A 17,541-nucleotide genomic window follows, 5' to 3' on the forward strand; every position below is an offset into this window, starting at 1 on the left:
TTTTAATCTTTTAATCCTATGAAAAATTTAAAACCCTTTCGTCATGTCGCGGACAAACTATACCGTGGCCTGAAAATTCTTGGTATTGCGCTTGTGTTATCATCGATCGTCAACACAACGATTGGTCAAACCATTTACACCACACTTTCACGCGGTGGCTCGGATAACATGGGGGCCATTGGTCATTTTGATGAACTTACTTCGACTTGGACTAAAGATTTCGAGTTTACTACACCATATCCCGGTGGTGCAATCCAAAACAATCATCTTGTTGAAGCCAATGGAAAATTCTACGGACTTTCGCCGATTGGTGGAGAAAATAATTTCGGTCTTCTTTTCTCTTGGGATCCGATCACGAATGAGTACAATGTTCTTTTCGAGTTCGGTCAGAATAATTTACAAGGTACAAATGGATTTAATCCTTCCGGGTCAATGGTTCATCGTGATGGAAAACTATATGGTGCGATTGCAACAGGTGGGATATATAGTGGCGGTGTCATTTTTGAGTTCGATCTGTCCACCGGCGTATTTACTAAACGATATGACTTCGAACAGATTTCGGGGCGTTCACCCATTGGCGAATTGCAATATCATAACTTAAAATTCTATGGCGTTACAGTCGACGGAGGCTCCAACGGAAACGGTGTCATTTTCGAATGGGATCCCGTGAGTAATATTTACAACGCTAAAATAGAATTCACTACAGCACGCGGGCTCGAGGCAGCGGGATCAATGACACTATACAACGGCAAGTTTTATGGACAGACTACGTATGGCGGACCTCATGACAATGGAACGCTGTATGAGTGGGATCCTCTTACTAACATTTTTACTGTTCGTGCAGCACTAGCGGCGACTACAAATGGTAATAGCACACGAGGCCCATTGATATTAAGCAATGGGAAGTTTTATGGCATAGCCCGAAGTGGATCCAGCGACGGAATTTTATTCGAATGGGATCCTTCTACATTCGCATTTACGAAAACATTATCGATGTTTTGCTCCAATAACAATTTGTGCCAGCCTTTTGGATCACTCGCCGCATTCAATGGAAAGCTTTATGGATTTACTGCAGGAGTTCCTGATGGGAAAATCTTCGAATGGGATCCACTGTCAAACACAGTGCAAACGAAAGTGAATTTCAACACTAAAGGTGCTGCATTCCCTGCGGGAAAATTAGTATTTAAAGAAGGTAAATTTTTTGCGATGACGAATTCAGGGGGCCTTGGCGGATGGGGTGTCATCTTCGAATGGAATCCAGGAACAAATTCGTATAAGAACAAAATCAACTTCAATACGGCACCAGACGGAAGTACACCACTCGGTGATCTGATTGCTGTCGATGGAAAATTTTATGGTATGACTTCATCAGGAGGAAACAATGGGAGTGGGGTACTTTTCCGATGGGATCCCGCAATAAATGTATTCACGAAGCTGTTTGATTTTAGTGTAACGCAAGGCCGCAATCCTCAAGGTATTTTAGTTCATCGTGACGGCAAGCTTTACGGGATGACCGTTGCCGGGGGAATTCATCATGATGGCGTTATATTCAGTTACGATTTGTTGACCAATGTTTATTCGAAGAAAGTTGACTTTGATTGCGGCACAACGGGGTGCCTACCGCAAGGGTCTTTGACCTGGGAAAACGGAAAATTTTATGCAACGACACAACGAGGCGGTGCCACAAATGGAGGGACAATTTTCGAATGGGAACCGATTACCAACGTTTTTACAAAACGATATGATTTTCAGCGAACAACAGGCTATCGCCCTACCAGCACGCTTACTTTTCAAAATGGTAAATTTTATGGAACGACAAACGATGGTGGACCTGATCCAACATTTCAAGCCGGTGGTGTTTTTCAATGGGATCCTTTAACCAATAACTATACGCTTCTTAAAAGTTTCACGAGTGCGGTAGCAACTTCCGCGCATGGAGAACTTACATATGTCAATGGAAAGTTTTATGGTTTGGCTTCTAACGGAGGACTCGACGGAGTAGGTACCATATATTCATTAGATCTGTCGTCGAATGAGTTTAAGGCTGAATATTCTTTCATGTTCAATGCGAGCGGAATCGCTCCAAAAGGGGCCTTGACGCTTAGCGATGGTAAGCTGTACGGAACAGCAGAACGTGATGGTCCAAGTGCTGGTGGTGGATATCTCTTTTGGTACGAACCGTCTCAAGGCATCTATAAATCTCTATACAACTTCACGATGTCCTCGGGCTTCAATCCTTCTTTTACAAAGCCTGTTGTTATACCGTCGCCTCTTCCTATTCCTAATGTGTTCATTACTTCTCCCGCCGACGGTTCTGTGGGGCAAAAGATCAAACTGAATCTTACATCAAAGAAATTGACAGGCGCGTCTATCTATACCATTCAAGTAAGCCCGACGTCGCTCTTTGGAGAGGGAACTAAAACGAACTCGGGTGGTATCTCTCAAAGTTTCGATTCACTTGCCTTTAATACAACTTATTATACGCGCGTCAAAACGGATCTTTCTCCTGCCTGGGGAAAAATCACAACCTTTAAAACAGTTGGCGCCTCTTTCTATTCGTTTGTAAAAACGCCATCGCATCAGGCCACTAATATTTTATTATCTCAGAAGATAATAGCCAACACAGTTGCAGGAGCAACATCTTATACGGTTGAATTAAGCGAAGATTCAACGTTCAATCCTGGGACTGTCATGACCCGCACGCAACCTTATACAATATTTGATTTTGGTCGCCTAACGCCCGGTACCACCTATTACAGTCGCGTCCGAACGAACCTCGATGAGGCTTGGGGTGAACTACGTTCATTTACCACACAAACTGCTTTATCTGCTACGTATGTCACGCAACCAATTCAAGGTGCGACTAACGTCAATGCTGAAGTAGTTTATGTGCATGCGAATAACATAGGAGCAGAAACCTATACATTTCAATTAAGCACGCACGCAGATTTTTCTACTATTGATTTTGAACAGACGACAAACTATCCATCAGCTACGTTTTCGGATCTTTCCTACAACACGAAGTACTACAATCGCGTCAAAACCGACCTGACATCAGCGTTCGGTGAAATACGACACTTTACAACCCGAGATGCATCGGCATATGCTTATGTTGAATCGCCAATGACAGGGGCGAATAACTTGGCTTACGTGCTTGATGTTAAATCCAATAATGTTCGTGGTGCGAGCCTTTATACTATCGAGCTCAATACTGAAATAGATTTTTCAGGAACATCAATTGTACAATCAGCAAGTACCAACAAAATCCAATTTGAATTGGACTATGACCAACTGTATTTTGTGAGGGTAAAAACAGATCTTTCCACGGCGTGGGGTAAGACGACTTATTTTACGACCGGAAATCCTGTAAGTCGCGCAACCATCATCGATGAAGAAGTATATGGCTGGCCGACATCGACAACAGTATCGGTCGGGCTACGCGCAAATCTTATACACAACGCAACGCTCTACGGTATCGAGGTAAGTCCGAATCCAGATTTTTCAGGACCTATGATTAGTCTGGATGGCCCGTATCGTAATAAGGTTTTCACGTTACAAACCAGCATGACATATTATGCCCGCGTTTGGACCGACCTCGCTTTTGGGGAACGCGGACCAGTATATCAGTTTTATACACAGTCGCCGCCGCCTAACCAACCGATTGGTAGAGTAACAACACCTGTCGAGGATGAACTTCTCTATCAGGAACATAACGTCAGCAGTTTTCCTAATCCATTCATGAATGAACTTGTCGTCAATGTTCACACGTCAAGAATGGAGGACGTAGCGATAACAATGTTCGATTTAACGGGTAGAGAGGTTCATGCTGCGATAATTTCTTCGAATAATGATCACGTGCTGCACACTAATCTGCTAAACGGTGTATACCTCTTGAAGGTAAAGACATCATCTTACGTGGAAACCATTAAAGTAATTAGAGAACAGAAATAATCTCTTCTAAGATAGAATTGCCTTCTTAGGCAATTCTATCTTTAAGTAATTCGTCGAAATGGATTGGCAGTTTGTAGATGCGTTTCCCAGTAGCGTGAAATATGGCGTTAGTGATCGCCGCGGGCATTGCGATGAGCCCGATCTCGCCCACACCTTTTACGCCAAGCTCATTGATGAGTTCGTCCTTCTCTTCAACAAATACTACATCAAAATCATGAACGTCGGCATGCACGGGGATGTGATATTCGGCAAGGTTAGGGTTCATATATTTTCCTAGCGTACTATCAAGAATAGTTTCCTCTCTTAGCGCTTTACTCAGGCTCCAAACCATTGAGCCAAGTATTTGACTGCGGGCTGTCTTGGGATTGATAATTTTTCCTGCGGCAACGGCTGTGACAGCACGGGTGACATTGATTGTTTTTAATTCTCGATCAATTTCAACTTCTACAAATGCTGCGCTGTGTGTTGCCTTACTATACTTTCTGAGTTTCAAAAGGTGCGGCTTGCCCATGTTGGTTGTTTTGATTGCGCGCCCTTTATTGGCCACAATAATTTCTTCCAAAGAAATCGAAACCGACGGTTCGTGCTTGACCATCATCTTTCCGCCCCGAAATACAATGGCGTCATCTTGGAAAACGTGAAATGGTGAATTAGCGAGTGCCTTCACTTTCTTGATCAGCTTTTTTTTAAGTGCTTTGGCTGCTACCACGATGGCCACGCCTGTAGAAGCGGTGATTGCTGAACCCCCTTGGAACATAGAAAAAGGTTGCTTACTGTCTCCATAAACAAAACTGACGTCCTGAATCGACAAACCAAATTCGTCGGCAGCGATTTGTGTCATGACGGTGAGCGTACCTGTACCGATGTCGGTTGTTGCGTTACTGATAAGGAGTTTCCCTTGACTTGAGATGCTTGCTTCAACACGGGCAGGAAATTGATAGGCGTCCCAGATTCCAGACGCCATGCCATAACCAATAAGTTTGTTGCCCTTGCTCATGCTACCGGGAATCGGATTTCTCTGATGCCAGCCAAATTTTTCAGCACCTTTGATGTAGCACTCGCGCAGCGCTTTACTTGTAAAAGGCTTTTCTGATTCAGGATCCATTTCGGCGTAGTTTCTCAGCCTGAACTCCAACGGGTCGACGTTCAGTTTGAAAGCAAGTTCATCCATCGTACACTCAATGGCATGCATACCTGTTGAGCCGCCAGGTGCGCGCATGTCAATAGGTGAGTGAAGACATAATGGTACAAGCTTGTATTCGAAATGCGTATTTTCCGCTGGGTATAGTCGATTACTCCACGATGAGACAATTTCTATATTGTCCTCATACAAGGACGTTTCTCCAATGGCTGCATGAGACAACCCAGTTACCATGCCTTCTTTATCTGCACTGAACTTTAATATCTGATGCGCTTGCGGTCGATGACTAAACGAGAACATTTGTTTTCTTTCAAGGGTCAACCGAACATTTCGTTTGAGTTCCAGTGCAGCCATAGCGCAAAGAAATAGTTGATACTGCGGACGCAGCCCTGAGCCGAAGGCGCCACCTACATACGGAGCCAATACGCGCACATCTTTATAATGAAGGCCGAACACGTTAGCCACATAAACTTGGTTGTTAACTGTTCCTTGAGTTTTGTCGTAAATCGTCAGTTTACCGTCGCCTTCATAGACAACGGTAGTAGCAAATAACTCGATGGGATTGTGATGCTCAGTGCCGTGAATAAATTCAGTTGAAACTTTAAATGGCGATTGCTCATACGCTTTTTCAAAATCGCCTTTAGGTTTTGGCGGTGGTGGTTTAAGCGCTGTGGCTAAACCTTTTTTTGGTTCCCGAGCTCGACCAAGATTTTTTTCAAGATCAGTTTCGAACGGTTGTTCTTCATATTTTATTTTAACGAGCGTTGAAGCATATCGTGCCGTTTCAAAATCGGTGGCGACGACAAGTGCAATAGGCTGACCATGAAATTTTATGTCACCGTTCTGGAGCGGCTTAAATACTTTTCCGGGTGGGGCATCCATATCGGCGTGCTTCAGATCCAGTGACGCATAATCAGGGCGATTCTCATGGGTGAAAATTGCAATGACGCCATTGTAACTTTTAGCATCGCTTACATCGATGCTGACGATCTTGCCTTTTGTGATCGTACTATTGACGACGTAGCCGTAAAGTAAATTAGGAACTTGATAGTCTCCAGCGTACGCCGCTTCACCGGTCACTTTTGCTTTCCCCTCCAGGCGACTAAGAGGCTTTCCGACCGCGTTATTATCTTGTGTCATCGATAAGTTGTTGTTAGGTGATGCTGCTGTTATGATGGTTGCGCGCCAGGTTTTTGTATGCTGGGATTCAATGCCATTGCTGCATTACGTACAATTGCACGCTTTGCCAATTCGATTTTAAATTTGTTGAATTTAAAACCTTGTGCGCCACTTAGAATAATCGCTGCGGCGCTTTCAAAAGTCTTTTCAGTGGCTTGTTTTTCACGTAAGAAGTCTTCTGCCTCACGGATGCGCCATGGCTTATGCGCGACACCGCCCAAGGCTATTCGAGCATCTTTGATTATTGACCCTTCAAGCTCAAGACCAGTTGCCACCGACACAAGAGCAAAAGCATAAGAATTTCTATCCCTGATTTTTAAGTAGGAGTAATTTGAGGCGAATCCTTTATGCGGGAGATCAATGGATGTAATGATTTCTCCGTGACCTAGCGTATTGTCGAGTTCAGGTGTATCCTCAGGCAAACGATGAAAATCAGTAAACGGTACGCAGCGACTGCTTTTCTGTCCAGCGATGTTCACGCGCGCGTCGAGTGCAGCAAGTGCTACACACATGTCCGAAGGAAATACAGCGATACAATGCTTACTCGTGCCGAGGATTGCATGCATGCGATTGTAGCCATCAATTGCGGGACACCCAGAACCAGGGTTTCGCTTGTTACAAGGGGAATCGGGGTCGTAAAAATAATAGCAACGTGTTCGCTGTAGTAAGTTGCCTCCATTAGTTGCCATGTTTCTAATTTGCCCGGACGCGCCCGCTAGAATTGCTTTGGCGAGAAGCGGATAACGGTTTTCAATGAGCGGGTGATAAGCTGTTGATGCATTCGTCGCAAATGCACTAAGCCGGACACCGCTATCAATTTCCTGAACTGTTATGTTGTTGCCGGTGTGGTTGAGATCTATTAGGGCGGATGGGTTGGTAAGGTTATATTTCCAAAGATCAATAAGATTAGTGCCACCGGCTACAAAAGCAGCATTAGGAATGGATACGATAAGCTCACGTGCCGCTTCGATTCCTTTTGGTTTGAAATAATCAAAGTTATTCATGTGATAATCCTCCGTGTATTTCCATGATTGCATCGATTATCCCAATGTTGGCGCCACATCGGCAAAGGTTTCCGCTCATAAGATCTTTGACTTCTTCACGTGTCTTCGCCTTACCTTCTGCTAACATGCCGATAGCACTACAGATTTGGCCAGGCGTACAGTAGCCGCATTGAAAAGCATCATGATCAATGAATGCTTGCTGAAGAGGGTGTAACTTTTGGCCCTCGGAAACACCCTCAATAGTCACGACTTCGGCTCCGTTTTTCATTATTGCTAATGTCATGCAACTTAGTATCCTTTTGCCGTCACACAGTATTGTACAAGCACCACATTGTCCATGATCACATCCTTTCTTTGTTCCCGTGAGATTCAGACGATCTCTTAGTGCATCGAGTAGCGATACCCATGGCGATATTTCGAGTTCATACATTCGCTTGTTGACATTGAGCTGAATTCTTGGCATACGCTTAATTGATATCGCTTTAGTCTTTAAAGATGATGCCACCCTGTCTGGTCGAGTTCTCCATCAGCGTATTCTATATAAGGGACGGGAATATTGATCGGTTTCAGCGGGAATGATTCGTTACCGAACGAGCAGTTAACGGAATTGGAGTGCTTATTCGATATGCACTGTGGAGAGGATTAGTAATAAATATTTGACTGAAACGATTCCATCATTTCTTTTTGTTGCGTAGCCCGACCACACAACAAGAACGGTTTAAACGCGCTGATAATTGGTGGTCAACTGCGTAAGGCCCGATCTAAATTTCTGTTCTCGTTTTCCCATCAGAAATAATTCTGTCACTAGTTACTTCGGTCGTCGAATGCGTGGCCTTGTCAAAAGACTACGGCATAAATTTCTTTGTGCCTTCGGCTCAATGTCTTGTTCAAATTTATTCCGTTTCCTTTTGACAAGGCTGACGACCTTTGTGTGGATGCGCCATAATTAATTCTTACAATTATGGAAAACACGAACGTCAACCCATTACTTCAAATCTCGGAAATCACCTTACAGTATTATCCAAAGGTAAAGGCTTCATCCAGGCCTCGCATCACGAGCTCCGCAGACGCAGCGAATTTGTTTCGGCAATCCTGGGACGACGGAAATATTGAATTGCTCGAACAGTTTAAAGTCATGTTTCTTAATCGTGCCAACAAGGTTATCGGTATCCTCAAAATATCACAAGGTGGTATCGCTGGAACTGTTGCTGATCCGAAACTGATATTTGCTGCTGCATTAAAATCTGGCGCTTGCGGGTTGATTCTTGCGCATAATCATCCTTCGGGTAACTTGACAGCAAGTCAAGCTGATATCAACCTCACTCAAAAACTTTGCGACGGCGGTAAGCTCCTGGAAGTTCAGGTACTTGATCACATTATTCTCACACAGGAGTCATACTATTCATTTGCCGATGAGGGTTTACTATAACCCTCATCCACAATAGCCCTTTCCCTAGGTTCAAAACTCGTTGAGTGCTTTACACCCAATCGCCTTGCGATAAGTTTTTATCTCCAAATACGCCGAGTGCTGCGATTTATTTCGCGTCGTGTGGTCGGCGTGTAGCGATTTTTTCACCGCAAATGTGGTAAATTCATTAAAATGTCAATACTATTTTAAATAGTATTGACAACTAATAATATTAGTAATAGTTTTGAGCATGGAATTCAATAAGACGATTTTGGCGAGTTGGATTTTATCAGGGTACAGGCACATCCATTATCAAGCGTTTGGTGATTATGCTGTGGTATCGACAGATTTGTTGCTGTTGTCAACCGATAGTTATCTGATTTCGATATCAGATCTACAAGCGCTCGAAATGGCACAGGGAATAGATAATTTTAAGATATATGTGTTATCATAAATCATTAAAAGTAAAACTTGAGAAGCTTGCTGAATATTATCAAGCGGAGTATGATAAAACCATGAGTGAGCTTTATGGTGATAATCCAATTTCTTATCATGAAAATGGATTCGATTTCAAAGCAACGCCGATTGTTACAGCGGGTGTTCCAAACGCATTACAGAATTTTAATTGGGGACTGGTTCCCTTTTGGGTGAAGGACGCAGCCGGAGGAACAAAACTTCGTGTGTCGACCCTCAATTGTATCAGCGAAGAAATGTATGATAAGCCGTCGTTTAGGGATTCGGCAAAGGAAGGGAAACGTTGCTTGATACCAAGCACGGGTTTTTATGAATGGCGATGGATGGACGAAAAAGGGAAGACCAAGATTCCTTACCACATCCACTTTAAAGATCAGGAATTGTTTTCGATCGCTGGATTATATGCGAAGAATAAGAATATGGGTACATCTGGGGATTACCATTCGTATGCAGTTTTGACGACCCGTGCAAATACGCTTATGACTAAAATTCATAATAGTAAAAAGCGAATGCCTGTGATTATTCCCAAGCAGTATGAAAAAGATTGGCTGAATCCAGCACTTTCAAAGGATGACGTACTAGCGCTTTGTAATGTCGTACATGAAATTGATTTAGATGCGCACACTATTTCCAAACGCATCACCGACAAGAAGGAGAGTAGTGATGTGCCGGAAGTGTTGTTGCCGCACGTGTATGAAGAAGTTAGGGACTAGGGGAGGCGTGATGTATGGAGAATTCGGATGGTCGTTTTAGAGGTGTAAGAGAACTAACGTTGTTGCCGGATGATATAGGAGAAGTCATGACACCGAGTGATTGTGCTAAGGCATTCGATTACTTGGAGGGCGTCTTGCATATATCCCGCAATTGGCGAATGGACTTTGAACAGGAATTTTTGGCTCAGCCGCATGCCGTGAGTAAGCAGGAGTTTTTTATTCGTTTCACAGCAAAACATATCGATCCCCACTTGTGTGTGTTACTTCAGCGAAAGCAATCGCCTGTTCAATCACTGCTTCGCTTTCTTCTCAGAGATAGGATCGCTCAAAAAAAAACGAAAGGGATAGGGAGGCCGAACGATTATTACCTAAACCTTCTCGAGAAGAGACGAAAAACGCAGCGCTAAAAACTTTGGGCGGTGCTATTTTATACGTCCTGTTAAGGTACCATGAGCGCGAACTGGGCGGAAATGACTGGGAAAGATTCTGTGGCTGGATTGATCATGATCTTCATGCGCCTTATTGTATAACATATGATCATAAAGGTTTTGTGTTTAGTAATCAAAAATTGAGTGTGAACTATGTTCATGAATCCGGTAAAGTTCCAAGGACGATCCACATACAGGCGCACTGAGATGTTAATATTCAGAATTTTTCAAGCTATTCTAATTATTGTTGATAATGAAAACTGTTGTTACTGCATTTGGTGAAAAGAAAATAGAGGACTGGGACGCAGCGTTAATCTCTATTCAACTAAGGCAAATATTGCAAGAGGTGCGCGCTGGGTTGATCGATAAGTTGCTGGCGGATAGTTTACAAAAATATATATCAACAACATTAAGTTTTACCGCCGACGCATCTGCGTTGTTAGAAATTAAAGGACGGTTGCTGTCGTTGCGCAATGCTGGTATCGACATGGAGAATTACCGATCGGTTCTAAACGCTGTTTTGGAAAAAGAATGTACGTATATTGACACCGCGTTTGCTTATGCTGAGATTGATCATGTGATCAAATTATCGATGCAGCCAGCGTTATATAAACATATGAGTACTTATTCTTTTGATGATATAGATTTGATACAATCAGTCCGACGCGGACTGATTGCTAAAATTTTGACCGAGCCTGGCATTAAAGATTATGTGCATTCTACGTACAATGCGCGATTAAACGATCATGCTAAGCTACACTATTTGCTCGATGAGCTCCGGAATTATTTCTACAATACACCCATTGACTACGCGAAGATGCTTGACAAGTTCAAGCGGCAGAAGTATGAGAAGATTTCTGACGCTTGTCAAGAAATTTTTGAACTTGAAGTAGACGCGATTCTTGAAAAGCATTTTGTCCACAGTTAATCTCTTTTGTAGCAACGGAAATCCCAAAAATCTTTGTCAGGTTTTCCGACGGCCTATCTTACCATTTATAAATATCTTGTTGCTGTAAATAACTACACCAACATGCCCTCCGTCATTCGAAATTCAATTGTCAAGTTGCTGTTTGGGACAATTGTTCTTGAACTGGAAGACACGAAACGCCAACTCGATCAAGAACGCGCGCAACGCAAGGATCTACAAAATCGCGTGCTCAAGGCATATAGAAGGAATCACGAGCTGGATGTCCTTATTCAAGAATTCATTAGGAAATCCAAGGATGGTCGTAAGTATTGCAAGATAGTTTCTTCGAAAAAAGATTCGCTCCGAAAATTTGTAATGACCATAGATCAATTTCCGAGTAGGGTAGAAGGTGAAATTGAAATCTTCATATTTGATCCGGGACATTATTGCGCTGTAGGTCGCACTTATGCAAGAACGGTTGATAACCGTTTGGTTATCGAGGAATGTAGTGCATGGCTCGAGAGTGATCACGGTCTTGGAAGTGCGATGATAACAGAACTTGTTGAAGCTGTTAATATTTACAATCGTGTTGCCAGTGAACGAGATGGTGTCAAAACCATCCAATCTATCTTCTATCAATTCAAGGAAATGGATTTGGTCCTTACTGGTGCAAATAAGCTTAGAGGCTTTTTTGAAAAACAGCAATTCACTGTTATGATCAATGAAATCGCTAACACAGGATTTGCGCAAAAAACATTTTCTGTATCCTGATGCTGGTGAAAAAATGAGCCGCTCTTGGGCATGGCGGCTCATTTTGTCGTTTCGTTTAAATAACTTCTTTCAGTTTTTTTGCAGACATTGATAAGCACCATACGACTAACTCAATGGCCGTTATAATAAAGAACACGTGTAAGATGGAAACTCCTCTAAGTTGCAGAAAAATGATGCTCACCAAAACAGGACGAATTATCCACGGCAAAATGATTATATATGTTCGAAACATGGTCATAAAACTGATCGTAAACCTCCCAAAGTGTTTCGTTTGAATATCCTCGATAGGATAATACATTGCAGCCACTAATAAGTGCGCAAGATTTCGGCACTGGGGTTCGATCACACTTCGCCACGAATGCAAGATCACGTGCCAGTCGTTGTGGATAATAATGATGAGTCTTAATGTCCTTAATACCCACATGATAACTTGCATCAATTGCTCTAGAAATTCCATAGCGTGATTTTTTCTTTTTTTTTATATGATATTTTTTTGCGGTGCTTGACCGGTAGTCAAATGTAGCGTTGAATTTCGCGAACTAATTTCACGCCCTTTTCTTTTTTTTATTTTCTAATGCATTCCAGTCATCAACGGAATCTCAGAATCTTTATGAGCTGCAACTTCCTGATTTACACTCCGTGACATGTTATTGTTTTTTGTTGAATGGTTGATTCGTTTTTGTTGTCAGTCGTTGACACTCTCTTAAATCATCTTTGAATTGTCGGACGGAATTATCAGCAGTGATGATTGCGATCGTAACCATTAATTAACGTCATAAGAAAAGTTAACCGTTATGTGTCATCTGATGATCAGTACAAGTGAAAATGTACTTCGTGATAATTATGTCCATTGCAGTAACTCACAAGCGCGACTATTAAAGAGTATTTGAAAAGTAAAACATAAATATTAATAACGATGTCTATTATTCAACACGCGTTGAGCGCTGCAGTCAGCGGCTCAACATCATGGTCTCCGGTACTTCCTCCTGGCATTAAAGCAGGAATGTTAATTGTTGTACCACTAGCAAATAAACTTTCAACGCAGGCGCCGACGATGTTGTCAGTAGGTTATGTGAAAGGCGCGGAGTATGTCGGTGGTGCGGGTTCAAATGGCGCCGATTCCGGCCCTGCGCGTATAACAGTGTGGTACAAAGTTGCTGAAGGAAATGAAAGTGGTCAAACGCTTGAGATTAGCGCAACATCTGCAAGTGGTAACAATGGTGTTTGTCGTCCAATCGTTTATAAGAAAGACGATAACAAACTTTGGGATCTTCAATTTTCAAAGGGAAAAGATGATACGGGTGCATCCACGCTATACCTGGCCACGTCAGAAACAAACTTAGATATGAACGTTGGTGACTATGTATTGTGTCTTACATCTCAAACAGATGGAACGCAATCGTCGAATGCCACATCTGGGACAGGTGTAAATGGTCTTGCCAATAACACAAGAGCGACGGGGTTCACGTTCACTGGACTTTCTAAGATTGTCGATAATAGATCTTCTGGCGGTAATCATAGTTCACTGCTTGTTACCCACGCTTCTGTTTCATCAGGAATCGGCGCAGGTGCCGTGACAAGTCAGTATACTTTTGGTGGGACTCCGGCGAATGCTGCAGGTGTGTCCGGGGCGACAGTTTTCATTCGAATACGTGAACGTTCAATTCAACCTATTTCTCTTCATGCCGTGAGTAGTCACACCAATGGTTCTTCAAGCTGGTCTCCAGTATTGCCGAGTGGAATCACGGCTGGCATGTTGATCATTGTTCCACTAGCGAGTAAACTTTCAACGCAGGCACCAACGATGGTCACTGCAGGCTTTACAAAAGCAGGTGAATATATTGGTGGTGCGGGTGCTAACGGTGTGGATTCAGGGCCGATCAGAATGACGGTGTGGTACAAGATAGCCGATGGATCAGAAGGAGGTCAAACATTGTCAATCACTGCGCCAGCAGCAACTGGAAACAATGGTTTGTGTAGACCAATGGTCTATGCAAAAGATGTCGATCTACATTGGCAACTTGCATTTGCGATTGGGAAAGATGATGCAGGTGGAAGTGTTGCGTACAATGCTCAGGCTGAAAGCGTGCTAAATCTTACCGCGGGTGATGTGATCTTGTGTTCGACGGCGCATAACGAAAGTACATCAGCTGTGCAAGATAATGTAACGTCTGCGACTGGGATTTCTTTTGGTACGGTTGCAGAAGTGATTGATAGCAGATCTTCGGGAGGATATCATTCAGGTTTATTAGTAACGGAAAATCCGGTCACAAGTGGAAGTGGTGAAGTTCTGATCACCCATCAATTTAACTATACGACCGCTCCGGTAGGTGGTGGTGTTTCAGGGGCAACGTTGTTTATACGATTACGTCAGGGACTTCAATCGTTCAAGAAGGTGACCAGAAAATTAATTGGTACGCTTGGACAAAATATTGAAGGTACCGCGAAAGCTTTCATTCCAGTACCATCGGGTATCAGTGTTGGTGATATTATGATCATGAACGTTGTCTCGAAACATGCAGAGTGTCGTCCAAAGACACCGACTGACCTTGGCTTTAGACGCCTTGCAGAGTCTTTGTCGAATCATGATGAAGCAGGGTCAGATGTAGGTCCGACAGTGTTTAATACTTTTTTCAAGATCGCAGACACAGCGGATACAACGCGTACCTCCGTTGAAATTGATCTTGAACCAGCATCGACGCGAGCAGATCATATTTCCGGGCAGATCTTAGTCTTCTCACGTGATGAGGCTGCGACAGTATATGTCGATGTTGTAGATGGCGGAAATAATTTTGCAAGCAATACAGTGGCCATGTCGCTGAATTGGAGCGCGCTTGCGAACAGACATCTTGCACTAAGAAACGATGATCTTGTTATTGCCGCATCTGGTGCGAACACTGACGCTTACAGCTGGGGTAGCACACAAAGCCTGACAGGTACTGGCGGCGTAACATTCGCGAAGGTGGAAGATTTATATGAGCAGCCTGCCAACTCAGGAAAAGATAGTGAGCACTTTGCTTCTTTGTACCGGGTGACTTCACCAGCAGAGACTTTATCTCAATTGACATTGACTGCAACCGCGACAGGGACTGACGCAGTAAGAAGACCTGCTGGTCAGACCCATTTTATTCGTATACGTCAGACTGCCGCGGCAGAAGCCTATGTGCCAAGCTGTGCGTTCATTCACCATCCGGCTTTCCAACCTAATTCAACAATTGCGGTGAAGGACGGTGTCTCTGATCAGACACTGTGGAACAGAGGTGCTCCTGATTGGGAAAAGGCGATTAATACTTCAAGTGATCCGACTTACAGTATCGTAACGCGAAACAGTAAAAAGTTTTTTAAGCTTAAGCGAAACTTTACCAACGGTGTGTCACCTGCAAACCTCAACTTAATTGAAAGGAGGGCTGAGTATTACTTAAAGTGGCAGCCAATGACTCAGCTGGGGACAAAACGAAATATCACGTGGGAAGTTGAGATCGACTCAATGCCAGCGCCGCCATTGCAATACATCATACACCAGGATCATCCAGGTAGTGCACCTGGCTATACAACAAATCACCCGATTTTTGCGATTGAGATTGCGAGAGCTGATCAATATGTGCAGGATAAGGGAGCGGGAACTCCTATCAAAGCTCCCGCAGGTGCGATTATCTTTTGTCACAATGTGCATTCCGCTGGTGGATCAAGTAAATACTGGATGGCAACACACAACGGCGTTCCGTATGAAGATGGAGGCACACCAATACTATACACGGGCACCAAGCGTCTCAGATTCGAATTTGCTGTGAAGTATGGCATCGCCAGTGAGGGTAGCGTTTACCTGCGCGTGAGTGATTTGACCAATGGGCTGACTTATGTTTACAGCAATTCTACAGAACCAACCGTCGCGCTTACCGCTTCGCAGCTGGGTAGTGTTGAGCTCGTTGGTGGAGCATTCAAACAAGGTGGCTACTTTCATCAAATAAGTGGTAGCAATGCCACAGATGCAGCGGCTGCGTGTCAAGAATACATTGATGCCGGAATGTCAACATATGAAGCTCATTACGCGTATTGGGCGTATGCTGAACGTCAACCAACGGATGTTGATTATGATGATGCGTTCGATGATGTTGTGTTGAATTATTTGAGAAACCAGGTTGAATAATTTTCGTCATGTTTAGAAAGTCAATCCGATCCGGATTGACTTTTTTTTATTTACACTCATTGATCACCCGGTAACGTTTTTAAAAGCGTGTTACTGACTTGAAGATTTGTCTTTAGCATTATTGCAGTTTAAATCTACATTTGCAAGAATGGCCTAAATTAGCCTGAGTGAAATTATTTTGACGGTTTATATAGCGTGTATCATCTGATTTATTATTTTCGTTATGGAAGCCCATCCATCGCTCTTATACAGTGAGAGCTATGGATGGGCTTTTTAGTTTATTTTAACAGATACGATCAACGTGATATGAATTTAAATCAAGTTACAGACGGAGTCATTGAGGTTATTGCAATGAACAGCCGATTTACGAAAGACGAAATTGAACAGAATAAACCGCTAGATAAATATATATCCTCCGATATGAAGGCGCGTCTAGCGCGTGAGGTAAAAGGGAAATTTCAAAAGGTGAAAACAATAAAGCTTACCAATGAATTGTTTGTGACTATAAAGAAAGTTAAAGATCTAATACAGCATGTATACCAAGTTTATAACGAAGTTTAATGTAGGTACTTTCGTGATCTTGTTAACGGTCGCGAGTTCAGCTATTGCACAGGAAAGGATATTCTCAATAGGCTATGGGAAAGCGTTGATAAACAACGACTCTTCTACCTACACCATTTCCATTGACTTAAACAGAGTGCCTGGATCAAATGAAAAAGGTAATGGCTACTTTTTTGTTAATGAACGCATCGATAGTACGCGATGGGGCTATTATGCAAAGCCGACAGCTGATATTAATCTTGGAAGTGGAACGAGTGCCGCACCTAATAACGTATCAGTAGGGCTTGCTTTCGGACTCGCGTATGATTTTAAAGAATCAAAAATTGGTATTGCGTCGTTTTGTTTGGAAATGTCTCCCGATTTTGTCGGAGACAAAACGTTGAGGAATTCTTTAAAATACCTGTCCCTTACGCCTTGTTTTCAGGTAGACAATACTTGGGATGGCATCAGTATCTTCTTAGGTGCGGGATTTTCTTATTCGCTAGGGAAGAGAAGCATACTTGACGAGTTGGATCATGCTTATTCGAGGACAAGCGTTCCAGTATCGATGAAGCTCCGCGCATTTAATTTTGCTGAAGGGGAAAAGATGCGATTGCATCTATCGGCGACGTATAAGTTTAACAAGGTTTTTAATGATATTGAAGTCAATGAGCGTAGTTTTGATTTCTTCAACGTGAAAACAGATTTTTACCTGCTGAAAAATCTAGCTGTAAATTTTACTTACAACTGCGGATTTGAAGAACCGCTATTCAAGGAAAATAATGCATTCAGCTTTGGTGTAACGTTAGCCAGATGAAAGTCACAACGCAACCACCCTTCCGATTCACCGAGAAGAGATGACAGAAGATTCAATGCTT

Annotated in this window: 12 protein-coding genes; 9 read left to right on the top strand and 3 right to left on the bottom strand. The window is 43.0% G+C overall.

Features of this window, described 5'->3' with window-relative positions; all coding sequences use genetic code 11:
• Nucleotides 1-18: 18 nt before the first annotated feature.
• A complete protein-coding gene (locus DQQ10_RS21430) occupies nucleotides 19-3,951 on the top strand; it encodes a choice-of-anchor tandem repeat GloVer-containing protein (protein ID WP_112748978.1) in 3,933 nt (1,310 codons plus the stop codon).
• Nucleotides 3,952-3,976: 25 nt separating this feature from the next.
• Here the strand turns inward: DQQ10_RS21430 and DQQ10_RS21435 are convergent, their stop codons facing one another.
• From DQQ10_RS21435 to DQQ10_RS21445, 3 genes are read right to left on the bottom strand one after another with little or no spacing between them, the layout of a single operon-like run.
• The gene (locus tag DQQ10_RS21435; protein WP_112748979.1) at nucleotides 3,977-6,232 is read right to left on the bottom strand and encodes a xanthine dehydrogenase family protein molybdopterin-binding subunit; all 2,256 of its coding nucleotides are present in this window, start codon (nucleotides 6,230-6,232) and stop codon (nucleotides 3,977-3,979) included.
• A gap of 29 nt (nucleotides 6,233-6,261) precedes the next feature.
• Entirely contained in the window at nucleotides 6,262-7,275 is a 1,014-nt protein-coding gene (locus DQQ10_RS21440; protein ID WP_112748980.1) for an FAD binding domain-containing protein, read from the bottom strand.
• Nucleotides 7,268-7,738 (bottom strand): (2Fe-2S)-binding protein, encoded by a 471-nt coding sequence (locus DQQ10_RS21445; protein ID WP_112748981.1) that lies wholly within the window; start codon nucleotides 7,736-7,738, stop codon nucleotides 7,268-7,270. The genes DQQ10_RS21440 and DQQ10_RS21445 overlap by 8 nt, the downstream gene beginning before the upstream one ends.
• A gap of 498 nt (nucleotides 7,739-8,236) precedes the next feature.
• On the opposite strand from DQQ10_RS21445, the gene DQQ10_RS21450 reads away from it, so the two are divergent.
• The 8 genes from DQQ10_RS21450 to DQQ10_RS21495 all read left to right on the top strand — a co-directional run bounded on the left by DQQ10_RS21450 (nucleotide 8,237) and on the right by DQQ10_RS21495 (nucleotide 17,480).
• Nucleotides 8,237-8,704, top strand: coding sequence for a JAB domain-containing protein (locus DQQ10_RS21450; protein ID WP_112748982.1), 468 nt, complete (start codon nucleotides 8,237-8,239; stop codon nucleotides 8,702-8,704).
• Nucleotides 8,705-8,933: 229 nt separating this feature from the next.
• A complete protein-coding gene (locus DQQ10_RS21455) occupies nucleotides 8,934-9,137 on the top strand; it encodes a hypothetical protein (RefSeq protein WP_112748983.1) in 204 nt (67 codons plus the stop codon).
• A complete protein-coding gene (locus tag DQQ10_RS21460; protein WP_112748984.1) occupies nucleotides 9,124-9,870 on the top strand; it encodes an SOS response-associated peptidase in 747 nt (248 codons plus the stop codon). The genes DQQ10_RS21455 and DQQ10_RS21460 overlap by 14 nt, the downstream gene beginning before the upstream one ends.
• A gap of 681 nt (nucleotides 9,871-10,551) precedes the next feature.
• Nucleotides 10,552-11,226, top strand: a complete 675-nt coding sequence (locus DQQ10_RS21470; RefSeq protein WP_112748986.1) for a hypothetical protein — start codon at nucleotides 10,552-10,554, stop codon at nucleotides 11,224-11,226.
• A gap of 33 nt (nucleotides 11,227-11,259) precedes the next feature.
• Nucleotides 11,260-11,976 carry a hypothetical protein gene (locus DQQ10_RS21475; protein WP_112748987.1) on the top strand — a complete coding sequence of 239 codons (717 nt, stop codon included), beginning with the start codon at nucleotides 11,260-11,262 and terminating at the stop codon, nucleotides 11,974-11,976.
• Between the two features lie 916 nt (nucleotides 11,977-12,892).
• Nucleotides 12,893-16,123, top strand: a complete 3,231-nt coding sequence (locus DQQ10_RS21485; RefSeq protein WP_112748989.1) for a hypothetical protein — start codon at nucleotides 12,893-12,895, stop codon at nucleotides 16,121-16,123.
• A gap of 306 nt (nucleotides 16,124-16,429) precedes the next feature.
• Complete coding sequence (locus tag DQQ10_RS21490; RefSeq protein ID WP_112748990.1) at nucleotides 16,430-16,684, top strand: hypothetical protein; 255 nt, start codon at nucleotides 16,430-16,432, stop codon at nucleotides 16,682-16,684.
• The gene (locus tag DQQ10_RS21495; protein ID WP_112748991.1) at nucleotides 16,656-17,480 is read left to right on the top strand and encodes a hypothetical protein; all 825 of its coding nucleotides are present in this window, start codon (nucleotides 16,656-16,658) and stop codon (nucleotides 17,478-17,480) included. The genes DQQ10_RS21490 and DQQ10_RS21495 overlap by 29 nt, the downstream gene beginning before the upstream one ends.
• The last annotated feature ends 61 nt before the right edge of the window (nucleotides 17,481-17,541 follow it).

Source organism: Pseudochryseolinea flava, assembly GCF_003286915.1.
Taxonomy (GTDB): domain Bacteria; phylum Bacteroidota; class Bacteroidia; order Cytophagales; family Cyclobacteriaceae; genus Ohtaekwangia; species Ohtaekwangia flava.